This is a genomic window from Salmonella sp. SJTUF15591, from assembly GCF_043356435.1.
In the GTDB taxonomy this organism is placed as follows: Bacteria; Pseudomonadota; Gammaproteobacteria; order Enterobacterales; family Enterobacteriaceae; genus Salmonella; species Salmonella enterica.
Genome location: NZ_JBEUJO010000002.1, coordinates 214,602 through 230,727 on the forward strand (window position 1 = coordinate 214,602; position 16,126 = coordinate 230,727).

Here is a 16,126-nt window from a genome sequence, read left to right on the forward strand (position 1 = left end):
TTACGTATACCCGAGTAAGGAGAACATAATCTCATTGTTGGTTACGGTTTGAATTATGACCGGAGGCGCACTGATAACCCGTCTACCCTAATAGCCATATAAATAACGCGCCGAACAGCGCGCCTACGGCCAGTAGAGTAAACATGATGCTAAAAAGTATTTTGCCCTTTACCAGCAGATGCAACGCAATGCCGATAATCACCGATACCGGCATTAACGCGAGGAAAAAGGGCCAGGTATAGAGGAAAAAAAACAGCGTGTTAGGGCCATAAAGCAGAAAAGGGATCCCCAACGCCAGCAGCCATGACACAAAGCCGACCACCGCCCCCGGAAATGCACTGGTGGCGTCATCGTCGACCATGAAGGCGTCTGACCTTGTGAAAGTAATGTTATGGCTATTACGCATATTAAATCCTGTAACCTTGACCATACCGGGCATACAAGCCCGGTGGTGTCTCAGGATCTGATAATATCGCGCCGTCTCAGCAGGTCTAATAATTGGGAAACCAAATTTGTTACTAATTGTTCACCATTAAGATGAACCTGGGGCGAGTCAGGCGCTTCGTAAATGGCGTCGATACCGGTAAAGTTACGCAACTCGCCCGCGCGCGCTTTTTTATACAACCCCTTAGGATCGCGCTGTTCACAGATAGCCAGCGGCGTATTGACATAAATCTCGATAAAACGATCGTGGCCGACGCGCTCTTTTACCAGTTGCCGCTCGGCGCGGTGCGGAGAAATAAATGCCGTCAAAACAATCAGGCCGGCGTCCGCCATCAGACTGGCCACTTCGCCTACCCGCCGAATATTTTCCTGGCGATCGGCATCGCTAAAGCCTAAATCACGGCACAAACCGTGGCGCACATTATCGCCATCCAACAGGTAGGTACTGACGCCACGCTGATGTAACGCCTCTTCCAGCGCGCCGGCCACCGTTGATTTTCCCGAACCGGAGAGTCCGGTAAACCACAGCACCACGCCACGGTGGCCGTGGAGCTGTTCACGAGCGGCGACAGTAACGGGATGAGAGTGCCAGACCACGTTCTCATCATGCAGCGCCATGTTTATCTCCCAGCAAATCGCGGGCGTCCCAGTGCGGAAAATGACGGCGTACCAGCGCATTCAGCTCCAGCTCAAACGCACTGTATTCCACGGGCGGCGTCGCTCCGCGTTCGTCCAGTTCCCGCACCATGCCAGCGCCCACGGTAACGTTAGAAAGTCGGTCGATAAAAATCAGCCCGCCCGTCACCGGATTTTGCTGATAAATATCCAGCGCGAGCGGCTCATCGAATGTCATCTCCACCAGACCAATACCGTTTAACGGCAGGCTCTCGACGTCTCGTTGGGTCAGATTGTTGATATCAATCTGATAGCGAATAGCCTCGATACGCGCGCGGGTTTTCTTACCCGCAAGTTTAACGTCGTAGCTTTGGCCCGGCGCCAGCGGCTGTTCCGCCATCCATACCACGTCGATCGCGGCGTGCCGCGCAGGTGCCAGCGTCTCGTTTGCCGCCAGCAGCAGATCGCCGCGGCTAATATCAATGTCGTCGTTGAGTACCAGGGTAATGGCTTCGCCCGCACAGGCTTCTTCTTTATCGCCATCAAAAGTGACGATACGCGCCACGCTGGATTCCACGCCAGACGGCAGCACTTTAATGCGCTCTCCGACTTTGACGCTACCAGACGCCAGAGTGCCGGCATACCCCCGAAAATCAAGGTTCGGGCGATTGACGTATTGTACCGGAAAGCGCATCGGCTGACGGTCTACCGCACGCTGTATGTCTACCGTTTCCAGGACTTCCAGCAGCGTCGGACCGCTGTACCAGCGCATATTCGCGCTCTGCGCGGCGACATTATCCCCTTCCAGCGCCGAAAGCGGGACAAAGCGAATATCCAGATCGCCCGGCAACTGTTCAGCAAAGGTCAGGTAATCTTCACGAATACGGGCGAAGGTCTCTTCGCGGTAGTCAACGAGATCCATTTTGTTGATTGCCACCACCAGGTGTTTGATCCCCAACAGAGTGGAGATAAAGCTATGGCGACGCGTCTGATCCAGCACGCCTTTACGCGCGTCGATCAGTAGGATCGCCAGATCGCAGGTGGACGCCCCGGTCGCCATATTACGGGTATATTGTTCATGGCCCGGCGTGTCGGCGATAATAAATTTTCGTTTTTCCGTGGAGAAATAGCGGTACGCGACGTCAATAGTAATGCCCTGCTCACGCTCGGCCTGTAGCCCATCCACCAGCAGCGCCAGATCGAGTTTTTCTCCCTGCGTGCCATGACGTTTACTGTCATTATGCAGAGAAGAGAGCTGATCTTCGTAAATTTGCAGGGTATCGTGCAGCAAACGACCTATCAGCGTACTTTTACCGTCATCAACGCTGCCACAGGTTAAAAAACGCAGCAGGCTTTTGTGTTGTTGGGCAATCATCCAGGCTTCGACGCCGCCTTCATTGGCGATTTGTTGTGCAAGTATGGTGTTCATGGCGACTCCTTAGAAATACCCCTGACGTTTTTTAAGCTCCATCGACCCCGCCTGATCGCGGTCAATCACCCTCCCCTGGCGCTCGCTGGTGGTAGAAACCAGCATCTCTTCGATAATTTCCGGCAGCGTTTGCGCGTGGGATTCCACCGCCCCGGTGAGCGGCCAACAGCCAAGTGTACGGAAGCGCACCATCCTTTTTTTGATGACTTCGCCAGGCTGGAGATCGATACGATCGTCATCCACCATCATCAACATGCCGTCACGTTCCAGAACCGGGCGTTCAGCAGCCAAATACAGCGGCACGATGTCGATGTTTTCCAGCCAGATGTATTGCCAGATATCCTGCTCTGTCCAGTTGGAGAGCGGGAAGACGCGTATGCTTTCGCCTTTATTAATCTGACCGTTATAGTTACGCCACAACTCTGGCCGCTGATTTTTCGGGTCCCAGCGATGGAAACGGTCACGAAAGGAGTAAATACGTTCTTTCGCGCGGGATTTTTCCTCATCGCGCCGTGCGCCGCCGAACGCGGCATCAAAACCGTACTTATTCAGCGCCTGCTTTAACCCTTCGGTTTTCATAATGTCGGTGTGTTTAGCGCTACCGTGAACGAACGGATTGATGCCCATCGCCACGCCTTCCGGATTTTTATGTACCAGCAATTCGCAGCCATATGCGTTGGCGGTACGATCGCGAAAGGCGTACATCTCACGGAATTTCCAACCGGTATCAACGTGCAATAGCGGGAACGGTAACGTACCCGGATAAAACGCCTTACGCGCCAGATGCAGCATGACGCTGGAATCTTTACCAATGGAGTACAGCATGACCGGATTAGCGAATTCCGCTGCCACTTCACGGATAATGTGGATACTTTCCGCCTCCAGTTGCCGCAGGTGGGTGAGTCGTTTTTGATCCATAACCGTTCCTTTGCAATACCGTTTTTTGCTAAACATTTCGATTACACGACTATAGGGAGCGCAGGAGAGTGAATGAAATGACGAATTGGAATGAGTAGTTCCTCAAAGGAATAACGCGGCCCAAAAACCAATATCAAAAAATGCTTAACGTACCGGATTGCCAGCATTTAGGAGCAAATGAAATTGTATTAACACGATCGCGGTTTCATACTAGCCACGTAAAATTTTGTTCTGTATTTAAGGACTCATTATGTTTTCCGCAACGCGCCGCTTTGCCGTCATTCTGGCGCTCGGCGTAGGCTTTATCCTTCCTGCACAAGCAGCATCACCAGGGCCTGGTGAAATAGCGAATACTCAGGCACGACATATCGCCACCTTTTTTCCCGGGAGAATGACGGGCTCCCCCGCCGAGATGTTGTCTGCCGATTATTTACGCCAACAATTTACCCAGATGGGATACCAAAGCGATATTAGAACGTTTAATAGCCGATTTATTTATACCACGAAGGATAATCGCAAAAACTGGCATAACGTGACGGGCAGTACGGTCATCGCCGCCCATGAAGGGCGCGTGCCGCAACAGATCATCATTATGGCGCATCTGGATACGTACGCTCCGCAGAGCGACGCTGATGTCGATGCCAATCTGGGCGGTTTAACGTTACAGGGAATGGATGATAATGCCGCGGGATTAGGCGTTATGCTGGAACTGGCGGCGCGTCTGAAAGATATACCGACCCATTACGGGATTCGTTTTATCGCCACCAGCGGGGAAGAAGAGGGAAAGCTAGGCGCGGAAAATTTACTCAAACGAATGAGTGACGCTGAGAAGAAAAATACGCTGCTGGTGATTAATCTCGATAACCTGATTGTTGGCGACAAGCTCTATTTTAATAGCGGGAAAAATACGCCTGAAGCGGTGCGTACACTGACCCGCGATCGGGCATTAGCGATTGCGCGCCGTTATGGTATCGCCGCCAACACCAATCCGGGACGCAATCCATCCTACCCCAAAGGAACGGGTTGCTGTAATGATGCGGAGGTTTTCGATAAAGCGGGAATATCGGTGCTTTCTGTTGAGGCGACGAACTGGAATCTGGGTAAAAAAGACGGATACCAGCAACGCGTGAAAAATGCCTCCTTCCCGAACGGCAATAGCTGGCACGACGTACGGCTTGATAATCAACAGCATATTGACAAGGCGCTGCCAGGGCGGATTGAGCGCCGTAGCCGCGATGTAGTGCGGATAATGCTGCCGTTGGTAAAAGAGCTGGCGAAGGCGGAAAAAACGTCCTGATATGCTGGTGAAACGTGTTTATCCCCGCTGGCGCGGGGAACATTTTTCAGCCCTTGTCGACTGCGGAACGCCCCTCGGTTTATCCCCGCTGGCGCGGGGAACACGTCTGGGGACATTCACCTGCATGACCTTGAGGCCGGTTTATCCCCGCTGGCGCGGGGAACACTCGACTAACGTCAGCAATCCTGCCCATGTCGGCGGTTTATCCCCGCTGGCGCGGGGAACACGCTTTCCGTTTTTATCCGGGAATATCGTTTTACGGTTTATCCCCGCTGGCGCGGGGAACACTTGCGCGCCCTCATATGCCATTTTCCCTATTGCGGTTTATCCCCGCTGGCGCGGGGAACACTAGATTTTGATTTTGAACGTATACGGGTCATCCGGTTTATCCCCGCTGGCGCGGGGAACACCTCATATTGAATTTTTGAACCTTGGGGGAACACGGTTTATCCCCGCTGGCGCGGGGAACACGTTGAGACTTTCACGTTTCCGTTGGCGTCAGGCGGTTTATCCCCGCTGGCGCGGGGAACACGTTATCGTGCGGATATGATCCTGAATATGGAACGGTTTATCCCCGCTGGCGCGGGGAACACTCGGTTGTTTTCAGGTCTGAGCGTGATAAAAACGGTTTATCCCCGCTGGCGCGGGGAACACTAAACAGCGCTGCAGCGGCGTTTAACTCTGTGCGGTTTATCCCCGCTGGCGCGGGGAACACCAAAAACATACTTGGCGACAAGCGTTTTTTCCCGGTTTATCCCCGCTGGCGCGGGGAACACACTTCATTACACGCAGGAAACCCCGCAGACTGCGGTTTATCCCCGCTGGCGCGGGGAACACTTTTACAGGATGATGTGCGGGGATTATTCAACCGGTTTATCCCCGCTGGCGCGGGGAACACGCTAATACGAATCCAGCACATATCCCGCCCGATCGGTTTATCCCCGCTGGCGCGGGGAACACAAAACAACTGGCAAATATGAAGCCCTATATTCCGGTTTATCCCCGCTGGCGCGGGGAACACGCGTCAATACGCACATTCACGTTTACCGTAGCCGGTTTATCCCCGCTGGCGCGGGGAACACGCAATTGGGCGGAAGCGGTTTTTACTTTTGCTGCGGTTTATCCCCGCTGGCGCGGGGAACACTCTCACTGCTCAATCTGGGGTTTGACTACTGGCGGTTTATCCCCGCTGGCGCGGGGAACACCCCCCTGCTCCGGTGTCAATATCACCTGCGGTCGGTTTATCCCCGCTGGCGCGGGGAACACTCCGGCAGTTTTAGCCGCCCATTACTCCACGCCGGTTTATCCCCGCTGGCGCGGGGAACACGGTTTACTGACTACATCTACAGCGTTGAGTGTCGGTTTATCCCCGCTGGCGCGGGGAACACGCCAGTTCGCCTTTGTTGCATTGCACACAAGGCGGTTTATCCCCGCTGGCGCGGGGAACACGGTCTTTAACTCAGGCAGGTTGATATCCAGTACGGTTTATCCCCGCTGGCGCGGGGAACACCCAAAAATGAGGACAGCAAAATGACCTGTAAACGGTTTATCCCCGCTGGCGCGGGGAACACTTGTCCATGCTATCGGCAATTTTCATCAGGCCCGGTTTATCCCCGCTGGCGCGGGGAACACAATACGGACACAACTGTTGATCTAACGTGTGACGGTTTATCCCCGCTGGCGCGGGGAACACCCAGTAACTAACGCCAGATCGAGGGCGAGGGGCGGTTTATCCCCGCTGGCGCGGGGAACACGTTCGCCATACGTTCAAACATCGCGTTGGCTGTCGCCATTGTCGGCAGTCCAAAATAGAGTCCCTGCGCTTTACCTGCCGCCATCAGTCGATGAGCTAATATGAGCGCCGCCTTTGTTTTTCCGGCTCCAGTGACATCTTCAAGAATAAAGAGTTGGGCGCCATCCACGTTGATATCCAGCTCAAGCGCCTTTTGTTGTAACGGTGTGGGATGCTGAATAAAAGGGAAAAGCGTTTCTATGCCCGTAAAGGCAGACACATTCGCCGCTGAGGGAAATAGCGTAATGGCAGTTTGTGCTTTAGCGAGAGCTTGCTGCCAGTAGATATCAACAGGCATTTTTTCCGCAGTACGCGGAAAATAACGGCTGGCAGAACCAGTCCAGTCAGCCAGTACAACCGCAGCGGAAATAAACCAGGAAAGTTGCTGAAATTGGTCGATACCCTCATCTTCATCCCAGGCTTCAGGCAAAGTAATTAAAGGAAAGAGCGCTTTTATTCTCAGAAGAAAATCTCTTGCCGCATCTTTATCCTGCTGGCGAAAATGGTCCAGCTCCTGGATTGCCTCTGGAGGGCGTCCATGATGACCTGTAGTGACTGGCATCCAAAGCGCCATAACGCGCTTACTTTTACGAACTGAAAGCGAAGAAGGAGGAAACAATTCAGGGCATTCACTTAGCCAGGAGTTCCACAACACGTATCCCAGCGTGGTATGCGCGATTTTTTCATAATGCCGTGTAGGCTCATTAAAGATATTTAAAGCCTCATGACGGTATAGTTGCTGGAAGGAATGTGCAAATTTTCCAATATCATGCCAACATAAAATCCAGGCAAAAAATTGCGCCGCTTGCTCCTTATCCTGGATGCCTAATTTTTTTAGATAGTGGTCAATAAAATAAATATTATTTATCACCATCCAGTAACCCACAGCCGCAACATCTAAAGAATGCCAGCAAAGCAAATGGTAATCATCACCGCCGTCAGTTTCTCCTCGTCGAGACTTTCCCCAATAGTGATATATCGACACGTAAACTCCAGCATGTGGATAATAAAAGCACTCTACGCCTTTTTAATGGTCTTTTTTGTTGATATATCTCACAAAAATTGCACTTCCTGAGATTATATTTAAATATGCTCACTCAACTTTATATATTCTTCAGAAATATTTACCCCATGAATAATTATTATAAATTTTTCCGCTCTTTTCTTTTGGAAGAAGCGATCAAAGAGGCTTCTTCCAATGCCCCCCTGCATAAACCAAAATTTAAAAAAACGACCATTTGCGGCGAATCATCTACCTTTTGTCTGAATTATCGTCACCACAAAGGATTACCAACCATAAATGTGCTGTATTAATAATGTCGTTCAAATTCTCTCCTGGAGTAAACTTTATCTGTTTAATAAAAAAGAGAGAATTGAAAGATATATTTTACTCCGAATATTGAATAATATAAATTTGAAGGAAAATATTATGCCAGTCACTTTAAGCTTCGGTAATCATCAAAATTATACGCTTAATGAAAGTCGGCTTGCTCATCTGTTAAGCGCAGATAAAGAAAAAGCAATCCATATGGGGGGCTGGGATAAAGTCCAGGATCATTTTAGAGCGGAAAAAAAGGACCATGCGCTGGAAGTGTTACACTCCATCATTCACGGACAGGGCCGTGGTGAACCTGGAGAGATGGAAGTTAACGTAGAGGATATAAATAAAATTTACGCCTTCAAACGGCTACAACATCTGGCCTGCCCGGCTCATCAGGATCTGTTTACTATCAAGATGGACGCCTCTCAGACACAATTTTTACTTATGGTCGGCGACACGGTGATCAGCCAAAGCAATATTAAGGACATCCTTAATATATCAGATGATACAGTGATAGAATCTATGAGTAGAGAGGAGAGACAATTATTTTTACAAATATGCGAGGTGATTGGTTCGAAGATGACCTGGCACCCGGAATTACTTCAGGAGTCGATTTCAACTCTACGAAAAGAAGTGACGGGCAATGCACAAATCAAAACGGCGGTTTATGAGATGATGCGTCCCGCAGAGGCTCCAGACCACCCGCTTGTCGAATGGCAGGACTTACTTACTGCAGATGAAAAATCGATGCTGGCCTGTATTAATGCCGGTAACTTTGAGCCTACAACTCAGTTTTGCAAAATAGGTTATCAGGAGGTACAAGGTGAAGTCGCTTTTAGTATGATGCATCCGTGCATCTCCTATTTACTACATAGCTATTCACCGTTTGCAGAGTTTAAACCAACAAATTCCGGTTTTTTAAAAAAACTTAATCAGGATTATAACGACTATCATGCAAAAAAAATGTTTATTGATGTAATTCTTGAAAAAATATATCTAACCCATGAACGTTCTTTGCACATTGGTAAAGATGGGTGCAGTCGTAATATATTACTGGTATAAAGATAGTCAGTAATATACCCTTCATACTTCAAGTTGCTTATGTGTTGGCTACGCTCGTTCACCCCAGTCACATAGTTATCTATGCTCCTGGGGACTCACTCCCTTGCCGCCTTTAAGCAACTCGAATTATTTTGGGTATATAACCAATTTAAAATCCGGCTGCCTGCCGGATTTTTCATAGCAGCAAGTATAATCATACCGCGTAAGGACAATTACCCTTCATGCAGCCCGCACTCACGTTTCAGTCCGAAGAAGCGTGTCTCTTCTTCCGCCATACCCGGCTCCCATTTGCGGGTGGTGTGCGTATCGCCCACCGACAGATAGCCCTGATCCCACAGCGGATGGTATTTCAGGCCGTGCTTTTGCAGGTACTGGTAAACGGTACGGTTATCCCAGTCGATAATCGGTAGCACTTTAAACACGCCGCGCTGGATAGCGAGAACGGGTAAATGCGCGCGGCTGCCGGACTGCTCGCGACGCAGACCCGCAAACCACGTCTGCGCTTTCAGCTCTTTTAGCGCCCGGTTCATCGGCTCGACTTTGTTGATGTCATTGTATTTCTCAATGCCCTCAACGCCCTGCTCCCACAGTTTGCCGTAGCGCGCTTCCTGCCAGGCCGGACTTTCGCCCGCGCGGTAAACTTTCAGGTTGAGTTTGAGTTTGTCCGTTAGCTCATCAATAAACTGGTAGGTTTCCGGGAACAAATAGCCGGTATCGGTGAGGATCACCGGGATATCCGGGCGAATCTGGTTCACCAGGTGCAGGCTCACCGCCGCCTGGATGCCAAAGCTTGAGGAGAGCACGTATTCGCCGGGCAGATTTTCCAGCGCCCAGGCCACGCGTTCTTCGGCGCTCAGTTTTTCCAGTTGGGCGTTGGTTTCCGCCAGAGCCATTACGCGATCGACTTTTGGCAGTTCATTCAATGCGTTGAGATCGAGTTGGGACATGAGTTCCTCACTGTTTGCCTTGCCTGATGGCGCTGTGCTTATCAGGCCTACACAGACGCCATCCGGCAATTCAGGTTATTCCCAGAAATCACGCGCGGGATCGAGCACCGGGCGAATGATGCCCGCACGCACCGTAAAGTCGCCGAAGCCTTCACCCGCTTCACGCTCTTTCGCCCAGCGCCCAATCAGTTCATCCAGCGAGGCCAGAATATCCGGCTCGGCGATATTTTCTTTATACATCCGTGGGATACGACTCCCGATGCGGTTGCCGCCAAGATGCAGGTTATAACGACCAGGCGCTTTCCCTACTAAGCCAATTTCCGCCAGCATCGCGCGGCCACAGCCGTTCGGGCAGCCGGTCACGCGCATCACGATATGCTCATCAGGAATGCCGTGTTTTTCCAGAATCGCTTCCACTTTGTCCGTGAACGACGGCAGGAAACGCTCGGCTTCCGCCATTGCCAGCGGGCAGGTCGGGAACGACACGCAGGCCATTGAGTTTTCACGCTGCGCGCTCACCGCATTCATCAGCCCATGATCGCGCGCCAGCGTCTCGATTTTCACTTTCTGGCTTTCCGGCACGCTGGCAATAATCAGGTTCTGGTTAGCGGTAATACGGAACTCGCCCTGATGAATCTTCGCGATCTCCAGCAGGCCGGTTTTCAGCGGGCGCCCCGGATAATCCAGGATACGACCGTTTTCGATAAACAGCGTCAGGTGCCAGTTGTTGTCGATCCCTTTCACCCAACCGATACGATCGCCGCGACCGGTAAACTCATACGGGCGGATCGGCTCAAATTTGATCCCCGCGCGACGCTCGACTTCCGCTTTAAACGTCTCCAGTCCCACGCGCTCAAGGGTGTATTTGGTTTTGGCATTTTTCCTGTCGGTACGGTTACCCCAGTCGCGCTGCGTCGTCACTACCGCTTCGGCCACCGCCAGGGTGTGCTCCAGCGGCAGGAAGCCAAACTCGCTGGCCGTACGAGCGTAGGTTTTCTTATTACCATGCTCAATAGACAGACCGCCGCCCACCAGCAGGTTAAAGCCGACCAGCTTGCCGTTCTCGGCAATCGCCACAAAGTTCATGTCGTTGGCGTGCAGATCGATATCGTTTTGCGGCGGGATCACCACCGTGGTTTTAAATTTACGCGGCAGATAGGTCTGACCGAGGATCGGCTCTTCATCGGTGGTCGCCACCTTCTCCTGATCGAGCCAGATCTCCGCATAGGCACGGGTGCGCGGCAGCAGATGTTCGGAGATCTTCTTCGCCCACTCGTAGGCTTCCGCGTGCAACTGCGATTCGTACGGGTTGGAGGTGCACAGCACGTTACGGTTCATGTCGTTAGCGGTTGCCAGCGCATCCAGCCCCACCGAGTGCAGCATCTGGTGCACCGGCTTGACGTTCTTCTTCAGAATGCCGTGGAACTGGAAGGTCTGACGGTTGGTCAGACGGATACTGCCATAAATCGTGTTATCCGCCGCGAATTTATCGATCGCCTGCCATTGCGTCGTAGTAATCACCCCGCCCGGCAGGCGGCAGCGCAGCAGCATCGCATGACGCGGCTCCAGCTTCTGCTCGGCGCGCTCGGCGCGAATATCGCGGTCATCCTGCTGATACATGCCGTGAAAGCGTATTAGCAGGAAGTTGTCGCCTTTAAAACCGCCGGTGAGACCGTCGTTCAGATCTTCCGCAATGGTACCGCGCAGGTAGTTGCTTTCCAGCTTCATGCGCTCGGCATCGGACAGTTTACCTTCGACCACCAGTGGGCCTGGATGTTTTTCGCTCATTAGTAGACATCTCGCTGATAACGGCGCTCGACGCGCAGCTCACTTAAAAATTCATCCGCCGCTTCGATGTCCATTGCACCGAATTCAGCAATCACTTCCAGCAATGCTTTTTCGACATCTGCGGCCATACGCCTGGCGTCGCCACAGACATAAATGTGGGCACCGTCATTGATCCAGCGCCACAGTTCGGCGCCCTGTTCACGCAGCTTGTCTTGTACGTAAATTTTTTCTTTTTGATCGCGGGACCAGGCGAGATCGATACGGCTTAACAACCCCTCTTTCACGTAGCGCTGCCACTCCACCTGATAGAGGAAATCTTCGGTAAAGTGCGGGTTGCCGAAGAACAGCCAGTTCTTGCCTTCCGCACCGTCGGCGGCGCGTTGCTGCATAAAGGCGCGGAACGGCGCGATACCCGTACCTGGGCCAATCATAATCACCGGAGTCTGCGGATTCGCTGGCAGGCGGAAATTATCGTTGTGTTCAATAAACACGCGAACTTCGCCCTCTTCTTCCACGCGGTCGGCAAGGAAGCTGGAGGCGCCACCGGCTCGGGCGCGGCCTTCAATGTCATAACGAACCACGCCAACGGTGACGTGGACTTCGTTTTCAGTTTCCGCCTGCGAAGAGGCGATAGAGTAGAGGCGCGGCGTCAGCGGGCGCAGCAGGTCGATTAGCGCCTGAGCATCCAGTTGCGCCGGAGAGAAACGCACCATATCAACAATGGGCGTGGTCGCGGCGTAGTGCTGGAGCTGCGCTTTATCACCCACTAATGGCAACAGCGACTCACTGCGCGTCAGGGTCGCGTAGTTCTCAACAATGTTGGCGGTATTCACCGTCAGCTCGAAGTGCCACTCCAGCGCTTCGGCGAGCGGCAGGGTTTTACCGTCAACCGTCACCGGCTCATCGCCTTTCAGCCACAGCAACTCAACCAGCTCCTTCACCAGAGCCGGATCGTTCTGATACCAGACGCCCAGCGCATCGCCCGGCTGATAGCGCAGGCCGGAGTCGCCTAAATCAATCTCAATATGACGCACATCTTTTTCCGAGTTGCGACCGGTGATTTTCTGATTCACGGAGAGGGTCGCGATCAGCGGCGCGTCTTTAGTATAGGGGCTGGTGTGGATGTCGTTTACCGCGCCAGTAGCGACGGATTGCGAAGGTGCCGCGACAGGTGCGCGAGACTTCAGAACATCAACCACGCGGGCGCGCCATTCGCTGGCAGCTGCCTGATATTCAACGTCAGCATCGACACGGTCGAGCAGACGTTCACCGCCCAGTTCCGCCAGTTTGCTGTCGAAATCTTTTCCGGACTGGCAGAAAAATTCATAAGAGGTGTCGCCGAGGCTAAACACGGCAAAAGCGGTGTTTTCCAGTTTCGGCGCTTTTTTCGAGAACAGGAATTTATGCAGCGCGACGGCCTCTTCCGGCGGCTCGCCTTCTCCCTGGGTGGACGTCACTATCACCAGTAGTTTTTCACTGGCAATCTGTTTGAATTTGTAGTCGCCGGCGTTCACCAGTGTCACATTAAGGTTGGCCGCCAGCAGATCATCACGCAGCGCTTCCGCCACACGACGCGCATTGCCGGTTTGCGAAGCGGAGATAAGCGTAACCCCCGGCATCTTCCCCTCAGGAGCAGGCGTGACGGCAACAGCACCTGAGCGCGGGTTCAGTACGCCCCAAAAATAGCCGGAGACCCAGGCAAGCTGTTCGGGAGTAAGGTCGGTTGTCGCGGCCTGAAGGCGCGCCAGTTGCTCCGGATTAAGCGGAAGCAACCCAGTCAGTGGAGCCGGTGTCGTCATGCGTCGTTATGTTCCAGTAAGCAAAGCGGATCTATACACAAAATCATTCAAGTTCGCTGTAGCCCAGACTGTAAGCTGATCGCGTCCCAGGAGCGTAATAAATACGTGACTGAGGCGAGTAAACGCAGTCAACACAGATGCGGCTTGAAGGATGAAGTGTATAAGCGATAAATCCCAAACTAAGGATAAGGGTAACGGTGAGAGGAATAACAATTAAAGAAGGGTTGGAAATAACAAATAACCAAATGAACTAACCTGTTTTAGTTATCGTGATTAACGCCAAAATCGATTTTATAATTGATTGATAATTATTAAATTTTCTGGAAATTCTTAAATTAATTGCCCGTCACAAGGCGGAGAATGGTTTTAGTTAATGATAAAAAATGCGCTTTCCGGTACCCTACGGCGGTTTTTTATTGCCTGAGAGTTCATCATGTCCACCACGTTGTATAAAGATTTCACCTTTGAAGCCGCTCACCGCCTGCCACACGTGCCTGAAGGGCATAAGTGCGGCCGCCTGCACGGACACTCGTTTATGGTGCGTCTCGAAATTACCGGTGAAGTCGATCCGCATACCGGTTGGATTATGGATTTCGCGGATCTCAAAGCGGCGTTTAAACCTACTTACGATCGTCTTGATCACTACTATCTGAATGATATTCCAGGACTGTCCAATCCCACCAGCGAAGTGCTGGCAAAATGGATTTGGGATCAGGTTAAGCCCGTCGTGCCGCTACTGAGCGCCGTGATGGTGAAAGAAACCTGTACAGCCGGCTGCGTCTATCGCGGCGAATAAGGTTTATTAACGCGTGGGCTGGATGGCAGATTGATTCCAGCCTATCCACACGACGTTTTATCAGTGAAAACATTGTCCAGCGCGGTGTTAAAAGCGCAGCACATCACCGGTTGCAGGTGCGGTTATTTCCGGTAGCCACAACCGCCCCCAGGCCCCTGTACAGTGACAACCGCATAGTTTTTCAGGTTTGTGTTCTTGCAGAAAGCGCCTGACTCGCCACAGCGTGAACGGTGATGCGCAGCGGAGATGAAATCCGCCGACAAGCGCGTAAATCTGCTTTATACCGGTAATGTTCTGACAGTGCCGGACAATATTTGCGATTCCCCGATGCCCGCATCCCGTAATGATGACTAATCCTTTTGTCGATTGGTAAATCAGTACGCCCTCATCCAAAATAGAGTCCGGCTCCGCATCGTGGCCGCCAAAAATACCGTAGGCTTCAGGCGCGACCACCGGTATTTCCCCTGACCAGATAAAGTTTTCGCCAATCGGCAGGGGGTCACGCGTGTACATCATTCGGTAGCGTGAATAGTCCACCTCACACGACAATTTTTTTATTTTTCGGGTAATACCGAGAAAAGTCATTGCCGCATAACGTTCGCGCGCAATATCGGGATGGCAGATGATTCGACTGTTATCAGGAAGCCACGGCACGCCGCCGCAATGATCGTAATGACCATGCGAAAGCACCACAGCAGACACATCGGACAGGTCGATCCCCATCGCCAACGCGTTTTGCATAAAACTGCCATCAGGGCCGGTATCGAACAAGATAGACGTAGACTCATCCTCGACCAACAGGCTTAACCCTGGCCGGGCCTTCAACGATTTATCCGCTCCAGCTCCCTTATGATTTTCGAGCAATACCCTGATCCTTAACGCCATGGCCTTCTCCTGTATAAAAGCCTCCCCGGGAAAACGCGGCCTTTTTACTTTACAGGTTTGTAGCAGCCATTACTGGTACACAGATTATGATTATGCAACGGCTATCCTTGTTGGCGCGGGGAACACCTGCTCAGCGATAACCGGCAGGTTTAGCCGCTCGGTTTATCCCCGCTGACGCGGGGAACACTTGCCGACCAGATCAATGACAACGCTAACCTTCGGTTTATCCCCGCTGGCGCGGGGAACACGCATTTAAGGTTTCTGATGGCTCGCAAAACGTCGGTTTATCCCCGCTGACGGGGGGAACACAGCATCGATCCCTTCATAGTGCCCCCAAACTCCGGTTTATCCCCGCTGGCGCGGGGAACACGCCAATACTCCCCAGTAAACCGCCAGCACCAGACGGTTTATCCCCGCTGGCTCGGGGAACACGAGCGCTGTTGAGTTAATCCACGCTGACGCGCCGGTTTATCCCCGCTGGCGCGGGGAACACTTAGTTTGTTACTGTTCATTTAATCAATCTCTCGGTTTATCCCCGCTGGCGCGGGGAACACGCAATATCGTCGGCGGTAAGAGTTCGATATCCCGGTTTATCCCCGCTGGCGCGGGGAACACCGCAGTAGCCCAAGTCATGCGCGAATCATCCGCGGTTTATCCCCGCTGGCGCGGGGAACACTGCGAGGTGGCTACGCACATATGCCAGACGACCGGTTTATCCCCGCTGGCGCGGGGAACACTATTCCCGCGCATCATTCAAGTGACTGAACTCCGGTTTATCCCCGCTGGCGCGGGGAACACGCGTGCCCCCGGGCAGCAGAATATCGGTCCCGTCGGTTTATCCCCGCTGGCGCGGGGAACACGTTGCTCATTGGGCTGACTCCTCGCATTTGTGACGGTTTATCCCCGCTGGCGCGGGGAACACTCATACTGAACCTCGACCTGATTGTCCAAATACGGTTTATCCCCGCTGGCGCGGGGAACACCCCTTCTGCCCCGGTAGTGAGCAAGCTGCTCTCGGTTTATCCCCGCTGGC

Annotated in this window: 11 protein-coding genes, 1 pseudogene and 2 CRISPR repeat arrays (1 of these 14 running past the window's edge); of the genes and pseudogenes, 3 read left to right on the plus strand and 9 right to left on the minus strand. The window is 52.5% G+C overall.

Annotated features, from left to right (window positions below; translation table 11 throughout):
• Window positions 1-82: 82 nt before the first annotated feature.
• From ABVM99_RS05270 to cysD, 4 genes are read right to left on the minus strand one after another with little or no spacing between them, the layout of a single operon-like run.
• Window positions 83-406: a DUF3561 family protein gene (locus ABVM99_RS05270; RefSeq protein WP_001537530.1), complete on the minus strand. Its 324-nt coding sequence runs from the start codon at window positions 404-406 to the stop codon at window positions 83-85.
• A 50-nt stretch (window positions 407-456) separates the two neighbouring features.
• A complete protein-coding gene (gene cysC, locus ABVM99_RS05275; protein WP_001173663.1) occupies window positions 457-1,062 on the minus strand; it encodes an adenylyl-sulfate kinase in 606 nt (201 codons plus the stop codon).
• Complete coding sequence (gene cysN / locus ABVM99_RS05280) at window positions 1,049-2,488, minus strand: sulfate adenylyltransferase subunit CysN (RefSeq protein WP_001092256.1); 1,440 nt, start codon at window positions 2,486-2,488, stop codon at window positions 1,049-1,051. Before cysN ends, cysC begins: the two co-directional genes overlap by 14 nt.
• A 9-nt stretch (window positions 2,489-2,497) precedes the next feature.
• Window positions 2,498-3,406: a sulfate adenylyltransferase subunit CysD gene (gene cysD / locus ABVM99_RS05285; protein WP_023195199.1), complete on the minus strand. Its 909-nt coding sequence runs from the start codon at window positions 3,404-3,406 to the stop codon at window positions 2,498-2,500.
• Between the two features lie 250 nt (window positions 3,407-3,656).
• Between cysD and ABVM99_RS05290 the strand changes: the two genes are divergently transcribed.
• The gene (locus tag ABVM99_RS05290) at window positions 3,657-4,703 is read left to right on the plus strand and encodes an aminopeptidase (protein WP_000490481.1); all 1,047 of its coding nucleotides are present in this window, start codon (window positions 3,657-3,659) and stop codon (window positions 4,701-4,703) included.
• 14 nt (window positions 4,704-4,717) lie between these two features.
• A CRISPR array of direct repeats spans window positions 4,718-6,457; the repeat unit is 29 nt; unit sequence CGGTTTATCCCCGCTGGCGCGGGGAACAC.
• Window positions 6,458-6,823: 366 nt separating this feature from the next.
• On the opposite strand, the pseudogene ABVM99_RS05295 reads toward ABVM99_RS05290, so the two are convergent.
• Window positions 6,824-7,480, minus strand: a pseudogene (locus tag ABVM99_RS05295) (CRISPR-associated endonuclease Cas3''); the annotation flags it as partial.
• 444 nt (window positions 7,481-7,924) lie between these two features.
• Between ABVM99_RS05295 and sopD the strand changes: the two are divergent.
• Window positions 7,925-8,878 carry an SPI-1 type III secretion system effector SopD gene (gene sopD / locus ABVM99_RS05300; protein WP_023195545.1) on the plus strand — a complete coding sequence of 318 codons (954 nt, stop codon included), beginning with the start codon at window positions 7,925-7,927 and terminating at the stop codon, window positions 8,876-8,878.
• A 212-nt stretch (window positions 8,879-9,090) separates the two neighbouring features.
• Here sopD and cysH read toward each other — a convergent pair whose 3' ends face one another.
• The 3 genes from cysH to cysJ form a co-directional block, all read right to left on the minus strand.
• Complete coding sequence (gene cysH / locus ABVM99_RS05305; protein ID WP_001650537.1) at window positions 9,091-9,825, minus strand: phosphoadenosine phosphosulfate reductase; 735 nt, start codon at window positions 9,823-9,825, stop codon at window positions 9,091-9,093.
• A gap of 75 nt (window positions 9,826-9,900) precedes the next feature.
• The gene (gene cysI, locus ABVM99_RS05310) at window positions 9,901-11,613 is read right to left on the minus strand and encodes an assimilatory sulfite reductase (NADPH) hemoprotein subunit (protein WP_023195546.1); all 1,713 of its coding nucleotides are present in this window, start codon (window positions 11,611-11,613) and stop codon (window positions 9,901-9,903) included.
• The gene (cysJ, locus tag ABVM99_RS05315) at window positions 11,613-13,412 is read right to left on the minus strand and encodes an NADPH-dependent assimilatory sulfite reductase flavoprotein subunit (protein ID WP_023195547.1); all 1,800 of its coding nucleotides are present in this window, start codon (window positions 13,410-13,412) and stop codon (window positions 11,613-11,615) included. Before cysJ ends, cysI begins: the two co-directional genes overlap by 1 nt.
• 433 nt (window positions 13,413-13,845) lie before the next feature.
• On the opposite strand from cysJ, the gene queD reads away from it, so the two are divergent.
• Complete coding sequence (queD, locus tag ABVM99_RS05320; protein ID WP_000108313.1) at window positions 13,846-14,208, plus strand: 6-carboxytetrahydropterin synthase QueD; 363 nt, start codon at window positions 13,846-13,848, stop codon at window positions 14,206-14,208.
• An 87-nt stretch (window positions 14,209-14,295) separates the two neighbouring features.
• Here queD and ABVM99_RS05325 read toward each other — a convergent pair whose 3' ends face one another.
• The gene (locus ABVM99_RS05325) at window positions 14,296-15,093 is read right to left on the minus strand and encodes an MBL fold metallo-hydrolase (RefSeq protein WP_023195548.1); all 798 of its coding nucleotides are present in this window, start codon (window positions 15,091-15,093) and stop codon (window positions 14,296-14,298) included.
• 97 nt (window positions 15,094-15,190) lie between these two features.
• Window positions 15,191-16,126: a CRISPR direct-repeat array (repeat unit 29 nt; unit sequence CGGTTTATCCCCGCTGGCGCGGGGAACAC); it runs 72 nt beyond the window's last position.